The sequence below is a fragment of the Bacillus yapensis genome (assembly GCF_005280205.1).
GTDB lineage: Bacteria > Bacillota > Bacilli > Bacillales > Cytobacillaceae > Robertmurraya > Robertmurraya yapensis.
The window spans coordinates 182776-198768 of record NZ_SUND01000007.1 but is presented as its reverse complement, the minus strand read 5'-3'; the positions used below and the strand labels follow the sequence as shown (position 1 = coordinate 198768).

The window sequence follows — 15993 nt, the reverse complement described above, 5'->3', positions numbered from 1 at the left end:
AAAATTCACTGCCATTAACTAAAGTAATAGAAAAATTAACACACAAAAATAGAGAAAGGTGAATTTGAGTACCCTCAAATTCACCTTTCTCATTATTTGAAGCTAGTTATGTCCCAGCCTCTTTCTAGTCTCTGCTTCCAAGGATTCCAAAGATCCGAAGAATGCTAATAAATAGGTTAATAAAATCTAAGTAAAGATTTAGTGCCATTAATGGTACTTCTTCTGCACGTACGCCGTAATGTTTCATACGATTGAAGTCAAATAATACGTAACCGCTAAATACTAATACACCGATAAAGGAGAATGCTAGCATACCAGTTGAGCTTAATGGCCAGAAAATGTTAAAGATTGAGATCGCAATAAGCGCGATGAGGGCAGCCATTAGCATTCCGCCTAAGAATGATAAATCTCTTTTAGTTGTTGAAGCGTAAATAGCTAAGCCTGAAAATACAGCAGTAGTTGTACCAAGTGCCATAATGACTGTATTAGCACCAATTGTCGCCACATAATGCGACACGATTGGATAAGTCGTTAAACCAGAGATGAAGGTGAACACATACAAGAATGTATAAGACATTGCCTTTTTACGTCTTAGGAAAAACGCACCTAGAAGCATCGCGAATTCTAAAATCATAAGTGGCAAGAATAAAGCAGGTGGGACAAATACACCTGTCATTGTGCCAGCAAAGGCGATTGCAAGTGAAATCGCAAACGTTCTTAAGACAGATGGTAAATACTGATTCGTTGTTGGATATGAATACATAGTAACCTTTCTCCTCTTAAATAAATTGGTTTTATACTATTACGGATAGCTTAGACAAGAAGTTTCAATTATTTTTTAGCAAGTCACGAATTTCTCTTAAAAGTTCTTCCTTTTGATCGACAACTGGAGCTACCTCTTTTGGCTCTTCCTTACGTTTAAATTTATTCAGGGTTCGTACAAATAAGAAGATCGAAAAAGCGATAATCAAAAAATCTACGATGTTTTGAATAAATAAACCGTATTCTATAATGGCATCCCCAAATGGAATGGAGAGCTTAGAAAAATCAATACCTCCAATTAAAAGTCCAACTAAGGGCGTGATAATATTATCAACTAGGGATGAAACGATTTTACCAAAAGCAGTACCGATGACAACCCCAACGGCAAGGTCGATCACATTGCCTTTCATCGCAAATTTTTTAAATTCATTCCACATCTCTATTTCCTCCTTAAAACAAGCAATTCTACTCTACTATAATTTAAGACAAAAAGGTTGTACAATAAACATGGCTGTAGAGATAACTTGTTACAAAGGAGATTGAATATGAAAAATGGAATAGATGAAAAAGACCCACGCTTTAAAGTGGCGAACAGAGAAGCCTTGATTGGCATCATTCTAGTTATTATTAACTTCTTATGGTGGTTTGGGTTCGCATATGGCATGGGATCTGAATCAGTAGAAAATTATTCATACATAATGGGACTACCAGCATGGTTTTTTTATAGCTGTGTAGGCGGATTTATTTTGATGGTTATACTTGTAATCTTTGTGGTGAAATTCTTTTTCAAAGATGTGCCTTTTGAGGATGAAGGGGGAGAATCAGAATGAATTGGGCAGTGATTCTTCCATTCCTAATTATTCTATTAGCTTTTTTTATCATCGGTATATGGGCGAGTAAGCCTCTTGCTAAAAGCAACTCGTTTTTACAGGATTATTTTCTTGGAGACCGACAGCTTGGTGGCTTCATCCTGGCGATGACCATGGTGGCGACATACGGCAGTGCAAGTAGCTTTATCGGTGGGCCAGGGATTGCGTATACACAAGGTCTCGGATGGGTGCTTCTATCGATGGCACAGCTTGCAACTGGCTATTTTGTTTTAATGATTCTTGGGAAAAAATTTGCTATTGTCGCGCGTAAATACAAGGCAATCACGCTTGTGGACTTTTTAAAAGAACGATATCAAAGCAAATGGGTCGTACTTCTATCGGCTTTTAGCATCATTATTTTCTTATTCTCCTCTATGGGAGCCCAATGGGTTGGAGGAGGGGTTCTGATTGAATCCTTAACGGGGATGTCTTATACAACGAGCTTATTCATTTTCGCACTTTCAGCGATTGTTTATGTAATTCTTGGAGGATTCCGAGCAGTGGCACTTACTGACGTTTTACAAGGAGTTGTCATGTTTATCGGGACTCTCACGCTCTTGATTGCGACAATCATTGCAGGAGGGGGAATTGACAATATCATTGCAGATCTGACTGCGGAAAATCCGAACTTGATTACACCTTATGGATTCGATGGGGGACTTAAACCACTTTATGTTTCCTCCTTCTGGATCTTAGTTGGAATTGGGGTAGTCGGATTGCCACAAATTACGGTAAGAGCAATGTCTTACAAAAATTCGAAAGCGATGCATCAGGCAATCATTGTAAGTACAATTGTTGTTGGCTTTATTATGCTAGGGATGCATTTAATCGGTGTATTTGCCCGACCAATTTTACCGGGAATCGAAAAAGGCGATACTGTTATGCCGTTATTAGCGATGGAAGTTTTACCACCGTGGTTAGCAGGAGTTGTTTTAGCTGCGCCAATGGCAGCGATTATGTCTACCGTGAATGCGTTGCTCTTACTTGTGAGTTCGGCGATAGTTAAAGATGTTTATTCCAATTACATCAAGCCTGATGCAAGTGAAAAGACGATTAAAAACATAAGCTTGATTGTGACAACGGTAATTGGGATCTTAGTATTTATCATGGCACTAAGTCCCCCAGATTTTATTATTTGGCTAAACCTATTTGCATTTGGCGGATTAGAGGCAGCGTTCATTTGGCCGGTTGTACTAGGATTGTATTGGCAAAAAGGGAACAAGTACGGAGCTGTTTTCTCGATGATTATCGGGGTCGGTTCGTATATCTTATTTGATTCCTTTTATCCGAATGCGTTTGGGATGCATACCGTAACGTTGCCAATCTTATTGTCACTAGTAGCTTATGTAGTAGGAAGCCTGGTGACGAGGCAAGAAGTGAAATTGGGATAAATGGTTTGATGGGGTTTGTCGGTTAAGATCGTAGGGAAACTTGGTGGAGCTGGCCGACAAAAGTGGTTTGTACGTCAAGATGGTGGCGAACCTTGTGGAGTTGACCGACAAATATGGTTTGCACGCCAAGATAAAGGTGAAACTGTTTGAGTTGACCGACAAAAGTGGTTTGCACGCCAAGATGGAAGTGAATCTGGTGGAGTTGACCGACAACAGTAGTTTGCACGCCAAGATGGCAGTGAACCTGGTGGAGTTGACCGACAAAAGTGGTTTGCACGCCAAGATGAAGGTGAAACTGTTCAAGTTGACCGACAAGTCCAATTTGTACGCCATGAAGAGAATGAATCTAATCATAGTGACCGACAAATCAAAATCAACTTTCAAGTAGATCAAAAGAAGCTGTTCATACACCATGTACGAACAGCTTCTGCTTTAATATCTAATTTTAAAAGAATGAAAAGGCTCCGTATCCGTTAATTCATTCATGTTTATATCCGTCACTTTGGAAAATGGATTTCCTTGGCGGAGGCTCTTAATGAATTGATCTAGATTGTCTCGATCTCCGACTGCCACAATCTCAACGGCTTCACCATCAGTTGAATTTCTTACCCAACCATTGATGTTAAATTGTACAGCCTTCATTTGTGTAAAATAGCGGAAGCCAACTCCTTGAACAACTCCACTAACTGTAATATGTAATCGAACCAACCCAATTCACCTCTCAAACCTTAGGTCCATAAGCCTAAAAGTCTTCTCTATACTGTTATCCTCCCATAAACTTAAAAACAATGCAACAATGAAAAAGTGCAAATGAAACAAAAAAAGGATAGCTCACCATCATGGTGAACCATCCTTGCAATCTATTTAAAACGCCCAATCACCTTTACGGAAGACAGGTTCGACTGTTCCGTCAGCGGTGATACCATCAATGTCCATTTCAGCAGAGCCGATCATGAAGTCCACATGTGTGATACTTTCGTTAATTCCAGCTGCAGCAAGCTCTTCACTCGACATTTTCTTTCCGCCTTCAATACAGAATGCATATGCACTTCCGATAGCAAGGTGGTTTGATGCATTTTCGTCAAATAGTGTATTGTAGAACAAAATATTTGACTGAGAAATAGGAGAGTTATGTGGAACTAGAGCAACTTCCCCTAAGTAATGAGAGCCTTCATCTGTATCTACAAGGTCCTTTAGGATTTCTTCTCCTTCTTCAGCCTTCACACCTACAATACGACCATTCTCAAAAGTAACCGAAAACTTATCAATTAAGTTTCCACCATAGCTTAACGGCTTTGAACTAGCTACCGTTCCATTCACACCTGTTTTATGAGGAACGGTGAAGACTTCCTCTGTTGGCATGTTCGCCATGAATTCATGGCCTTTTTCATTAACACTACCAGCGCCAACCCATAAATGTCCTTCAGGAAGCTCGATTGTTAGATCTGTACCAGGAGCCTTGTAATGAAGCGTCTTATAGCGTTTTGCATTTAAATAATCAACCTTTTCATGCAATGTTTCATCATGCTTTTTCCATGCTTCAACAGGGTTGTCTAGGTCAGAACGAGTGGCTTTAAAAATTGCATCCCAAAGCTTTTGTACACTTGTTTCAGGAGCTTCGTTCGGGAATACCATTTCTGCCCATTTTACAGATGGTGCTGCAACAACTGTCCAGCTCACTTTATCTGATTGAATATATTTGCGGTATGTACTTAGGGCTGTTCCAGCAGCCTTTTGGAAGTTTGAAATACGTGCTGGATTCACGCCTTTAAAAAGGTCTGGGCTAGAAGAAACAACGGACATAAATGCAGCGCCACTCTCTGCCAGAGCTACTGTTTCTTTAGCACGAAATTCTGGATATTCATTAAATGCTTCATCTGGAGCAAGATCATATTTCAAGCGAGAAACAGTATCATCATTCCAGTTCACGACAACATTATGAGCCCCTACTTCATAGGCTTTCTTTACAACAAGGCGAACAAACTCAGCTGCATCAAGTGTAGCGTTTACAACTAAAGTTTGCCCTTTCCGGATGTTGACGCCGACTTTAACAGCAAGCTCAGCGTATTTTTCTAAGTTCTTTTGGAAATCGCTCATGGATTATATCTCCTTTTTGTTTGATAATTCATATTTTAACTTTAATTCAAAGAATAAACTAGTCAAAGCAAATCGGTCAAATAAAAAAATCGGTGTTATCGCCGATTTTTAAGATATTGATAATATTCTATTCGCCTAAGTCTACATTATGGTAAACTTGCTGAACGTCTTCTAAATCTTCTAATGCATCAATCATTTTTTCAAATTGTGCAACAGCGTCTTCTGGAAGAGTTACATCGTTTTGAGCAAGCATTGTAAGCTCAGCTACTGTAAATTCAGTTATGCCAGCATTTTTGAATGCTTCTTGAACAAGATGGAATTGGTCAGGCTCAGCGTAAACGATAACAGAGTCATCTTCTTCGATTATATCACGTACATCTAAGTCAGCTTCCATTAATAATTCAAGAACTTCTTCTTCAGATTTACCTTCTACACCAATAACTGCAGTTTTATCAAACATGTAAGCAACAGAACCGCTGACACCCATGTTTCCACCGTTTTTACCGAATGCAGCACGAACTTCAGATGCTGTACGATTCACGTTATTTGTTAACGCATCGACAATGACCATTGAGCCACTTGGTCCAAATCCTTCATAGCGTAGCTCATCGTAGCTTTCTTCACCGCCGCCTTTTGCCTTTTCAATCGCACGGTCAATGATATGTCTTGGTACACTGTACGTTTTTGCACGTTCAAGGACAAAACGTAATGCCTGATTTGATTCAGGATCCGGTTCACCTTGTCTAGCTGCCACATAAATCTCACGGCCAAACTTTGCATATATACGACTTGTATTAGCGTCTTTTGCCGCTTTTTTATCCTTAATATTATTCCATTTACGGCCCATTACTGAACACTCACTTTCAACTTTTGTAGATGTCTATTTTTCACAAATAATATTATAGCAAAAAATAGGCTATCCGGTCACATTCGAAATCAAATAGTCTTGTCTTTTAAGGAAACTTTTTGTAAAACGGCAAACATCATCCAATATAGGAATGAGCTCAACAAAGCTAGTAGACATAGGATGAAAAAAGTCCATTCATAGCCAACCCACACTGTTAAAGGAATGGATATTGGAGCAATTGTTTTCCCGAATGTGTAACGAAGACTCGCTGCTGCAAAGTATTGACCTCTCATATGTTCGGGAGAAATTCTTGAAATAAAAGTTTGCTGGAGTCCAGCGACCATTAATTCTCCAAAGGTAAACAATGCCATTGCCACTAGCAGTCCCCAAATCCAATTGGTCTGCCCGAAAAAGAGGATGGCCATTGCGTACATGACTGATGATAAAACAAACACATTTCTTTCCTTGTATTTCGTCATCCATTTCGTCACAGCAACGGTTAATAAGGCGACAAGCAACCCGTTAAAGGCAAGGATGATTCCGTAGGCTTGTTCTCCACCGACTTTAAAGCTCCCAATCAAGGTCTGGTTGTGGACGACATCCTTGACGTAAACAGGGAAAAGCAAATCTAGCTGCATAAATGTTTGAGAAGCTAGAACACCTCCAATGATAAAAAGGAGGAAGACTTTATCCTTGAAGATAACACCATAATCTTTAATCTGTTCAAGTAAGAAGGAGTACCATTTTGCATCAGTATTATGTCGCTTTACATTTGGTGATGTTTCTCTAGTCCATTTTGCCAATACGAGAGCCAACCCGACGCAAATCGCTCCACAAATAAACAGAAGTTCAGAGAAGTAATTTGTGTAAAAAACAGCACCTAATAATGGACCGATGACGACTGCAATATTAATAGAAGTATAGAAAATCGCAAACACATGACTACGATCTTTTTCCTCCACCACATCTGCCACCATCGCCTGGCTTGCTGGCCAGTAAATCGAGCTAAAGAACCCGACAAAAGCGAAGGCAATGAATCCTATCCATGGCGAGCTTGTCATGGCAAAGAGCAGGAAGCATATTCCTTGTCCAAGGGAAGAGAGGACCATCATTCTTTTTCGACCAAATCGGTCTGCACAATAGCCGCCTAGTAAATTAGCAAAGACGGAAAAGGCTTGCGAGAAAATGAGCATAATTCCAGCCTGTCCTTTGCCAAACTCCTCAGCGAAATAGATTGTTAAGAAGGGGAAGAACATCCAAAATGTGATATTCATTAATGCTTCCCCAAACAATCGAATCTTTAAATTTGTATCCCAATCTCTAATTCTCATGTTGAATATCCTCGATTCTTGATTCTACAAGATATCATACTCTTAACTGTTAATCTTTTACAAGGAAAAAACCAAGCGTGGATGCTTGGTTTTGGTAAAATCTATTCTTTTTCTTCTAACGCTGCCTTCAGTAAATCACCTAAGCTTGTTCCAAAATCATCCTTCTGGGAGTACTTTTGAACGAGCTTTCGTTCTTCACGTTTGGTAACTGCTTTTTTCTTTCCTTCAGCTTTTTCAACCTTGTTACAGGTACGGCATTGGAAGTAGAGTCCAGCTTTGCCTTCGTGCATTTCCATTTTTTTATGACAAGTTGGACAACGACGATTCGAAAGCTTCGGATCCTTTCGCTTGCGATACTTACATTCTAAACTTGAGCACACAAGAACTTTTCCTTCTTTTGTGTTTCGTTCTTTTAAGAAGGAACCACATTCCGGACACTTTGAGCCTGTGAGATTATGAGCACGATATTTCTGATTGCTCTTCTTAATTTCAGAGATAAGCTCTTTTGTTTGTTTACGAATGTTTTCGCGGAACACTTTCGGATCACTTTTTCCACGAGAGATTTGCTCGAGATCTTTTTCCCACTTAGCCGTGAGCTCTGGAGATTTCAATTCATCATTCACAATTTCAATCAACTGTTTACCTTTGGCGGTTGTATAGAAGCGGCCGTTCTTTCGCTCTACAACTTCGGTTTGAATTAAACGTTCGATAATTTCTGCTCTTGTAGCAGGTGTCCCTAGGCCATACTTCTCCATTTGAGTGAGCACATCTGCCTCTGAATAGCGGTTTGGTGGCTCAGTCATTTTGGATTCAACGGCAATGTTTTGGACAGACAAGCTTTGACCCTTTGTGATATTTGCGAGGCTTTGTGCTACCGGTTCAGCTTCTTTTCCAGTGACTTTTTTAAAACCTGGATCAACAACCACCGTTTCATTTACGGTAAAAGTTTCACCTGCTACTTCGATCACTGCTTTAATCCCTTCATAGCGATAAGGCTCATGGAAAAGTGCTAAGAATCGCTTAACAATCATGTCATAAAGCTTTCTTTCATCTGATTCTAGATCGCTTAAATGGGATCGTTCTTCCGTTGGAATAATCGCATGGTGGTCCGTCACTTTTTCATTATTGAACACTCGTTTTGCTAAAACCTTGCCTTTATTCGCAATAAGAGGCTTAACTTCATCTCGGTAGCTTGATGCTAGACCATGAAGGCGATCAAGCATCGTTGCTTCCATATCCTTCGTTAAATAACGGGAATCCGTTCTCGGATAGGTCACTAGCTTATGTTGCTCATATAATTTTTGTAAAACAGACAAAGTCTTTTTCGCCGAAAATCCAAAGCGATTACTCGCATCACGTTGTAATTCGGTTAAGTCATAAGGGAGAGGTTGTTGCTCGCTTTTTTCTTTGCGTTGAATGGCTTGCACAGTTCCTTTTTGTCCATTAACTTTTTCAGAGATTTTTTGTGCTGTTTCAGAAGAGAAGATTCTCTTTTCTCCATTCTGTTCCCAGCTTGTTTTCAGTGGACCAATTTGCGCTTCAATTGTCCAATATTCCTTCGGTACAAAGCTTTGAATCGCTTTTTCTCGTTCTAAAATAAGTGATAGAGAAGGAGTCTGCACTCTTCCTGCAGAAAGAGGATCTTGGTATTTTGTTGTTAACGCACGTGTCACGTTTAATCCAATGAGCCAGTCGGCTTCTGCACGACAGACGGCAGATTGATAGAGGGCTTCAAACTCTTTTCCTGGACGAAGCTTTTGAAAGCCTTCCTTAATGGAACGGTCTGTATGGGATGAAATCCATAAACGTTTAAGTGGTTTATTCCATTTAATTTTTTCTAAAATCCAGCGTGCGACTAGTTCACCCTCACGCCCTGCATCAGTTGCAATAATGCAGTCTTTAACGTCTTTTCTTTTCGCAAGGTTTTCAATTGCCTTGAATTGATGGCTTGTTTGCTTCATGACCTTTGTTCCCATATGGTCTGGGATAATCGGAAGGTCTTCTAAGTTCCAGTTTTGAAATTTTTTGTCGTAATGCTCAGGCATTTTTAATTCGATTAAATGGCCAAGTGCCCAAGTGACAATGTATTGGTTTCCTTCAATATAGCTTTTATGTGATTGATTGCACCCAAGAACGCGCGCAATTTCGCGTGCCACACTCGGTTTTTCTGCAAGTACAAGAGATTTCATGCTTTCACCTCGGGGTTAGATTCCTTTACAGTATAACGGAATTCAGGGGAGATTGGTAACGAAGGCAATTACTTGAGAGATGGGATAATATAAGGGTAGTAATTTTTTCAGGAGGCATTTATGATAAGAGAATTTATGATTGGGGAAAAAGGGGAAGAGGTTCTTCAGTTGCAGATGCAATCGTACAAAGTGGAAGCGGCGTACATCGGTACAGAGGATATTCCACCTTTGAAGGAAACTTTGGATGAGTTATTGCATTGTGGAGAAGAGTTCATTGGCTATTTTCTCGATGATACTCTTGCTGGAGTTTTATCCTATAAGCTAAAAAAAGGGGTCATCGATATTCATCGTGTGATGGTGCATCCTAACTTTTTTAGAAGGGGTATTGCAGGGAGCTTGATTCAATATGTTGAAGATAAAATGAATTCCGCAGAATATGTAATTGTTTCAACTGGTGCTGAAAATGTGCCCGCCGTTAAGCTTTATCAGAGATTAGGATTTGAAGTGCTCGATCAAAGTGTGTTTGGGGATTTAGTAGTGACAAATTTTAAAAAGAAGTTAGAAAAAGACAGGTGATTGTTGTGGGCACCTGTCTTTTGACGTTTAAAGTTTATTCTTAATCGTTACAGCCGTACCAGTCGCGATACACATCATCATGCCATCACGTAAGGTTTCAAAGTCGAGGTCAACACCAACAACCGCATTGGCTCCAAGTCTTCTTGCTTTGTCTTCCATTTCGCGAATGGCGATTTCGCGGCCCTCAGACAATTTGTTTTCATAAGCACTGCTACGGCCACCAATAATATCTGTAATTCCTGCTAAAAAGTCGCGTACGACATTGGCGCCCATGATGGCTTCGCCTGTTACGATTCCCATATAACGTTCAATTTCTTGTCCCTCTACAGTTGGAGTTGTTGTTACTAACATTAAATAGCCTCCTCATTAAGTGCATTAGGTGCACCCGGTAAAATTAATTTCTATATGGTAATACGTATTGAGTTAATGGGAGGTTTCACTAAAATGATGTTATTCCACATCCTCCTGTTCTACCCGGTTTTTAAAGGCTTCTTGAACGACAATGAACTCTTCATCGCCAATTGCCTCTTTCGATTTTTTCTCAACTAACGTATTTTCAGGAAAATCTCCAGGATGTCCTTTGCGTTTGTGGTTAAATTCTTTTCCTCTTGCCATTTTCTACACTCCTTTCGTACTTTTCATAGAATGCCCGAAAAAAGAAAATTTTATGGATAGGATTTTTTGTTTCTAAAAGACCAAAAGCCAAGCTGAAGCAATAGAATGGTAAATAATCCTAAGCCCTGACCAAACCAATACAAAAGCCCTCACGGTAATTAATCGTGAGGGCCAAACTATACAACTACGCATCAAGCGTTCTTAATCTTTTCTGCAGACTGCGCAGTTTCGCCTACATAGCTCGCAATCCTTTGGTTGTCTTCGTTAAGGGTTTCGATGGTCGCGTTCATTTCTTCAAGCCCGGCCGTTGCTTCTTCAATGACGGCTGCAAGCTCCTTTGTCGCAGCTTCAACTGCAAAAGATTGGGATTTCACGTTCTCGACAGTACCACTGAACGAACTGAAGTTTTCATTAAGTGTATCAAGAATCGTACCGACCTCATGAAATAATCCAGACACATGGCCGACCGCCAATAAGCTTTCGTTAAACTTGGTACTACTTTCATTCATTTGGACAAAGGCACTTTGATTCGTTGAATTCACTTCCCACAGATTTTTCGTAATCTGTACGGCGGTCTCTCTTGTCATTTCCGCTAGCTTGCGTATCTCTTCAGCGACAACGGAGAAACCTTTGCCAGCTTCACCAGCACGTGCAGCTTCAATCGATGCATTAAGTGCTAGGAGATTTGTTTGCTCCGTAATCCCTTGAATGTTCACGATAAATCCATTTGTTTCTTCAATTTTCTTTGTTAAATTGGAAAAAATATTCCCCAATTCCTGAATGGAATCCGCTAATTCTTTCATATCCGACTGTAAATCAGTTACCTTAGAAAGACCATTTTTAGAAGCTGTACTCGCTGAAGCAGCATCCGTTGAAAGATTTGATGAAATTAATGCCATGCTGTTCATCATCGTTCTTGTCGCTTCTGCATTTTCCGAAATATGATTGATTTGCTCTGTTTGAACTTGGCTTCCTGCAGAAATTTCGGATACGGCAATTTGCATTTCATTTTGTGAAGCAACATGATTTTGAATCTGTTCATTTATTTTGTTGAGGCTATCTGTAATGACCGAAATCTCACTATGTAAAAATTCGCTGCGGGCAGCTTTTTCTTGCTGTTCTGATTCGGAGTCCATCAAGAATTGCTCAATCTTTTTAAACTGAGCCTGATTTAGTTTAATAAGCACAAATAAGACAATTCCCATTAAGACATAAACAAGAATCGATGCGGAAAAGATTTCGTTCAAAAATTTTTCCGACTCAGGTGCTAATAGAGTATTAAGAATAAGATTCACAAAACCAAGTATATAACCGAGGATGAATAATTTTTGGTCAAAGTGAATGGCTGAAATAATTGTTAGAAATATAATGACCAAAAAGATCGCGCTGGCTCCACCAAAAAGACCAATATTCGTGAAGTTACATGCAAAAACGACAGGAATTGCTAGATAGGGGAACAGCTTTTCTTTTTTTAACCATACTTGTAGGGTTAGGAACAATCCGACAAACAAGACTAACTCACTTGCGTAAAGAATTGTTTTGTTAAAAGAATGTTGTTCAAGCGCGGTAAAAATAGTCGTACAAATTAAGGCGATTGAAAAAGTTGTAAACATCAAGGAGTTTTTCTTTTTCAAATCACTTCTTCTAAGGTCTATAATGGCCTGCAAATCAATCAACTCCATATATTTATATAATTTCAATTTAATTATAAATGATATTTAAACTTTGACTAGATGTTTATTTTTTTGAATAGAAAATATTTTTTGTCAACTTTTAAAAATGTATCCCTTTCTTAAAAACTATAATGGATCGACTAAAAATTCGAAGAATCTTGTCGAAATAAATAATATGATAGATTAAAACAATGATACTTTTATAAATAAAGAAGCTAAGGGATAGGTGGACTATAAATGGATAAAACGTCGTTATTTGGGATTCTGATTGCAGTTATAGGTGTTGGAGTAGGGATGGTTCTTAAAGGAGTAGAACCAGGTGTATTGTTAAATCCAGCTGCAATTCTAATTATTATTATGGGAACGATTGGTACGGTAACGATTGCATTCCCGACAAGCGAAATCAAGAAGGTTCCTAAGCTATTTGGAATCCTATTTAAAGAAAAGAAATTAATGAACCCTACTGAGTTGATCAGCATGTTCTCTGAGTGGGCCCAGCTTGCTCGTAAGGAAGGACTTCTTGCGCTAGAAGCCAAAACGAGTGAAATTGATGATGACTTTTTAAAAAATGGACTTTCATTAGCGGTAGATGGACAAAGTGCAGATTACATTCGCGATGTATTATCGGAAGAGATTGAAGCAATGGAAGAGAGACATCAACAAGGTGCTTTGATTTTCACTCAGGCAGGAACATACGCGCCAACATTGGGAGTTCTTGGTGCCGTTGTCGGATTAATTGCAGCTTTAAAAGATATGAGTGATATTGATGCACTTGGTCATGCCATTAGTGCCGCTTTCGTCGCAACATTATTAGGGATCTTTACGGGGTATGCTCTTTGGCACCCGTTTGCAAATAAGCTAAAACGAAAATCAAAGCAAGAATCGAAATTAAAATATATGATGATTGAAGGTGTATTATCCATTCTTGAGGGGGAAGCACCACGAGTAATTGAGCAAAAGCTGGCTTCCTACTTACCAGCAAGTGACAGGAAGAAGTTCCTAGAAGAAAGCGGTGAGAAGAAGAGTGAGTAGACGAAGAAGGAAAAAGGAGCACCATGAAGAGCATGTCGATGAATCATGGCTCATTCCTTATGCAGATATTTTAACGCTTTTATTGGCATTATTCATCGTATTGTTTTCTATGAGCACCGTTGATGCGCAAAAATTGCAAGCCATGTCGCAGGCATTTAACGAAGCCTTCTCAAGTGGAACCGGAATATTCGAATATCCTAGTCCAATGCCCGAGGAAGAGGCACAGGCTCTTGATGACGTGAAGAGTGAGGATGAGGAAGAAAAGGAAGAACAAAGTGAAGAGAAGGCTAAGCAAATTGAAAAGCTTGAGTTAGAAAACATACAAAAGAAGGTAGAAGCTTATATTGCAGAGAAAAATCTGACAGACAAGCTTGATACCTCGTTAACAGATGAAGGCCTTTTACTAACGATTCGAGACAACGTATTGTTTCCATCGGGAAGCTCAGAAGTGAGACCTGAGGATTTAAAAACGGCAAGTGAAATTTCAGATCTACTCGTCATGAGCCCACCAAGAAATATCGTGATTAGTGGTCATACAGATAATGTTCCGATTAAGAATCCCCAGTTCGAATCCAACTGGGAATTAAGTGTCATGAGAGCGATCAATTTTATGAAGATCCTTTTGAAAAATGACAAGCTCGACCCAGCTTGGTTTAGCGCAAAAGGATTTGGTGAATTCCAACCAGTTGCAAGCAATGATACAGCTGAAGGAAAAGCAAAAAATCGCCGTGTAGAAATATTGATATTACCAAGAACATCGTCGAATTAAGCATACAAAGGAGAGGGAGCCATTAATAGGGTTTCTGTAGGTAGGACATCTATCTACAGGACCGTATTAAACCCCTCTCCTTTTTTATTCATTCGAATCGTCCTGCTTAGCTGTTGGTTTACACATCCTATCTAAGAGAAAGCCGATAGCAATCATCGATGCAATGGGAATCGCAAAATTGAGAACATGAAAGAATGTCATTGCATTACCACCTTTCGTCCTATACTTATAGTAATTATATTCTCTTTGTCACCGATTAGACAAATGATTTTAACAGAATATTCAAAACTTATAACCGGCATAATATAGAAAGAGAAATGAGAGAAAAAGGCGAATTTCCAAGAAAATTGTTCTTTAAAAAGAAAAAATATGACGATTTATCTCTGTGTTAAAACTGTTAGAAAAGTACTAAAATAGAGATATATTCTTTATAAAGAACAAGTCGTCGGTTTATAGAACAATAGAAAAGGGGATTCGCATGTATCGGAAAAATTGTGAGAAATGTAATAGGCCCTCTTTTGGCAGTAGTGAGTTTGGTAAATGGTTTTGTCCTTTATGTGGCAACGATTTAACCGAACGGCCCTTTTTTGACGCTAACACGCTTGAACGGATTCATGTGAAAACCTTCCCAAGAAAGAGAATCCTACAAAACTACCAGAAAATATAGTATTCGGAACATCTCAGATTTTAAGTCCGTAGCAGCAAAAAAATCTTCTCATGCATTTTCGACAGAAAGAAACAGAAATAGTTGTAGTCCTACATAGAAAAGGAGGCATTGATAAAAATTAATTAGTTTTTCTGTTAGGGATTGACGATTTTTGTAGGAAAATAATATTCGAAAAATTCAATCTAATGACAAATACCTACACTTTTATTGCAAGAAAGGAAGTAGACTAAGTTTGGGATAAAAAATATAGGACGCTAAAAAGGCAAACTTATTGAAAAATAGGGGCGCAAAGTCTCAGGTCTAAGGTAGGGATTAATGCTATGACGGCTGGACTGCTGAAATTCGATCCGAATTTTAGGGGGAAATATGGTGATAGAAGTGAGAACGAGCATTGAAGGATTAGACACGGAATGGCTGGAATTAATCAAAGAAGCCAAAAAACTAGGGATAGAGAAAGAAGAAATTCGGGAGTTTCTTAACAAAAAAGAGAATTAAGATAGATTGTTGCTCACTCCTAAATGACCATAAAAAAGCCTGTTCAAAAAATGAACAGGCTATTTGCTTTGATTAATTTTCCATTTGTTAAATTCAAGATACTCTCTAAATTGATCTTTCGTTACACCTGAATCCATCGCTTCTTTTACGATTTTAATCCACTCAGAGTCAAGATCGTCGTCGTTTAAGTGTTCGTGAATAAGGTAATCAACTGGGACACGCAAAACACCTGCAATTTTCTCAAGAAACTGAATGGATGGGTTGCTTTGAAGATTCCTTTCTAAGGAACTTAAATATGACTTTGCCACTCCAGCTTGTTCAGCGAGTTCTGAGAGAGACATCTTTTTTTCTTGTCGGAGTTTTTTTACGCGATCACCAATCATTCAAGTCACACACCTTATCAATATGAATAATTTTATCATAACAAATATTTAGAAATAGTTCCATATTCAGAACGAAAAAGTTTTCTAATATTTTATCACATCTGATAACTGAAAGCCTATATAAGTTTTCGGAGTTATAGCAATTGTTAGAACAATATTTCATCTACATAATAGTATAATTATTTCATTGTGACAATGCTAAAGAATGGATGAGTGGAAAAATTTATTTTGATTGTGAGTTGAAAAGTATTACAATTATGGAGGGTGCTATTTGTACTCGTAATAAGGAGGGTCATA

Annotated in this window: 19 protein-coding genes and 1 riboswitch; of the genes, 8 read left to right on the top strand and 11 right to left on the bottom strand. The window is 38.8% G+C overall.

The window, feature by feature from the left end; all coding sequences use genetic code 11:
- Window positions 1-124: 124 nt before the first annotated feature.
- Both FAR12_RS10860 and mscL read right to left on the bottom strand, forming a co-directional pair.
- Complete coding sequence (locus tag FAR12_RS10860) at window positions 125-763, bottom strand: Bax inhibitor-1/YccA family protein (protein WP_126408688.1); 639 nt, start codon at window positions 761-763, stop codon at window positions 125-127.
- Between the two features lie 64 nt (window positions 764-827).
- Window positions 828-1199, bottom strand: coding sequence for a large conductance mechanosensitive channel protein MscL (gene mscL, locus FAR12_RS10855; protein ID WP_126408687.1), 372 nt, complete (start codon window positions 1197-1199; stop codon window positions 828-830).
- Window positions 1200-1307: 108 nt separating this feature from the next.
- Between mscL and FAR12_RS10850 the strand changes: the two genes are divergently transcribed.
- Genes FAR12_RS10850 through FAR12_RS10840 form a run of 4 tightly spaced genes read left to right on the top strand, consistent with a single transcriptional unit; the run spans window position 1308 to window position 3410 of the window.
- A complete protein-coding gene (locus tag FAR12_RS10850) occupies window positions 1308-1592 on the top strand; it encodes a YhdT family protein (RefSeq protein ID WP_126408686.1) in 285 nt (94 codons plus the stop codon).
- Entirely contained in the window at window positions 1589-3022 is a 1434-nt protein-coding gene (gene panF, locus FAR12_RS10845; RefSeq protein WP_126408685.1) for a sodium/pantothenate symporter, read from the top strand. Before FAR12_RS10850 ends, panF begins: the two co-directional genes overlap by 4 nt.
- A 15-nt stretch (window positions 3023-3037) precedes the next feature.
- Window positions 3038-3172, top strand: a complete 135-nt coding sequence (locus FAR12_RS23970) for a hypothetical protein (protein ID WP_281275661.1) — start codon at window positions 3038-3040, stop codon at window positions 3170-3172.
- Window positions 3159-3410 (top strand): hypothetical protein, encoded by a 252-nt coding sequence (locus FAR12_RS10840; protein WP_170972167.1) that lies wholly within the window; start codon window positions 3159-3161, stop codon window positions 3408-3410. The genes FAR12_RS23970 and FAR12_RS10840 overlap by 14 nt, the downstream gene beginning before the upstream one ends.
- Window positions 3411-3454: 44 nt before the next feature.
- On the opposite strand, the gene FAR12_RS10835 is transcribed toward FAR12_RS10840, so the two are convergent.
- The 5 genes from FAR12_RS10835 to FAR12_RS10815 form a co-directional block, all read right to left on the bottom strand.
- Complete coding sequence (locus FAR12_RS10835) at window positions 3455-3730, bottom strand: acylphosphatase (protein ID WP_126408683.1); 276 nt, start codon at window positions 3728-3730, stop codon at window positions 3455-3457.
- Window positions 3731-3886: 156 nt separating this feature from the next.
- Entirely contained in the window at window positions 3887-5119 is a 1233-nt protein-coding gene (locus FAR12_RS10830; RefSeq protein ID WP_126408682.1) for an aminopeptidase, read from the bottom strand.
- 127 nt (window positions 5120-5246) lie between these two features.
- The gene (locus tag FAR12_RS10825; RefSeq protein ID WP_126408681.1) at window positions 5247-5966 is read right to left on the bottom strand and encodes a YebC/PmpR family DNA-binding transcriptional regulator; all 720 of its coding nucleotides are present in this window, start codon (window positions 5964-5966) and stop codon (window positions 5247-5249) included.
- Window positions 5967-6055: 89 nt separating this feature from the next.
- Window positions 6056-7297, bottom strand: a complete 1242-nt coding sequence (locus FAR12_RS10820) for an MDR family MFS transporter (RefSeq protein ID WP_126408680.1) — start codon at window positions 7295-7297, stop codon at window positions 6056-6058.
- Window positions 7298-7398: 101 nt separating this feature from the next.
- Window positions 7399-9486, bottom strand: coding sequence for a DNA topoisomerase III (locus tag FAR12_RS10815; protein ID WP_126408679.1), 2088 nt, complete (start codon window positions 9484-9486; stop codon window positions 7399-7401).
- Window positions 9487-9606: 120 nt separating this feature from the next.
- On the opposite strand from FAR12_RS10815, the gene FAR12_RS10810 reads away from it, so the two are divergent.
- The gene (locus FAR12_RS10810) at window positions 9607-10062 is read left to right on the top strand and encodes a GNAT family N-acetyltransferase (RefSeq protein WP_126408678.1); all 456 of its coding nucleotides are present in this window, start codon (window positions 9607-9609) and stop codon (window positions 10060-10062) included.
- A gap of 27 nt (window positions 10063-10089) precedes the next feature.
- Here FAR12_RS10810 and FAR12_RS10805 read toward each other — a convergent pair whose 3' ends face one another.
- From FAR12_RS10805 to FAR12_RS24165, 3 genes are all read right to left on the bottom strand, one after another.
- Window positions 10090-10413, bottom strand: coding sequence for a YbjQ family protein (locus tag FAR12_RS10805; protein WP_126408677.1), 324 nt, complete (start codon window positions 10411-10413; stop codon window positions 10090-10092).
- Between the two features lie 99 nt (window positions 10414-10512).
- A complete protein-coding gene (locus FAR12_RS23420; protein WP_170972166.1) occupies window positions 10513-10677 on the bottom strand; it encodes a hypothetical protein in 165 nt (54 codons plus the stop codon).
- A gap of 191 nt (window positions 10678-10868) precedes the next feature.
- Window positions 10869-11576: a methyl-accepting chemotaxis protein gene (locus FAR12_RS24165; protein ID WP_425456158.1), complete on the bottom strand. Its 708-nt coding sequence runs from the start codon at window positions 11574-11576 to the stop codon at window positions 10869-10871.
- A 1011-nt stretch (window positions 11577-12587) separates the two neighbouring features.
- On the opposite strand from FAR12_RS24165, the gene motA reads away from it, so the two are divergent.
- From motA to FAR12_RS10780, 3 genes are all read left to right on the top strand, one after another.
- Window positions 12588-13382, top strand: a complete 795-nt coding sequence (gene motA / locus FAR12_RS10795; RefSeq protein WP_126408675.1) for a flagellar motor stator protein MotA — start codon at window positions 12588-12590, stop codon at window positions 13380-13382.
- Window positions 13375-14151, top strand: a complete 777-nt coding sequence (gene motB, locus FAR12_RS10790) for a flagellar motor protein MotB (protein ID WP_170972164.1) — start codon at window positions 13375-13377, stop codon at window positions 14149-14151. Before motA ends, motB begins: the two co-directional genes overlap by 8 nt.
- 918 nt (window positions 14152-15069) lie before the next feature.
- Window positions 15070-15158, top strand: a riboswitch (cyclic di-GMP riboswitch).
- A gap of 26 nt (window positions 15159-15184) precedes the next feature.
- On the top strand, window positions 15185-15313 hold the full coding sequence (locus tag FAR12_RS10780; protein ID WP_126408672.1) for an anti-repressor SinI family protein: 129 nt from the start codon (window positions 15185-15187) through the stop codon (window positions 15311-15313).
- A 59-nt stretch (window positions 15314-15372) separates the two neighbouring features.
- Here FAR12_RS10780 and FAR12_RS10775 read toward each other — a convergent pair whose 3' ends face one another.
- Window positions 15373-15696, bottom strand: coding sequence for a helix-turn-helix domain-containing protein (locus tag FAR12_RS10775; RefSeq protein WP_126408671.1), 324 nt, complete (start codon window positions 15694-15696; stop codon window positions 15373-15375).
- Window positions 15697-15993: the final 297 nt, after the last annotated feature.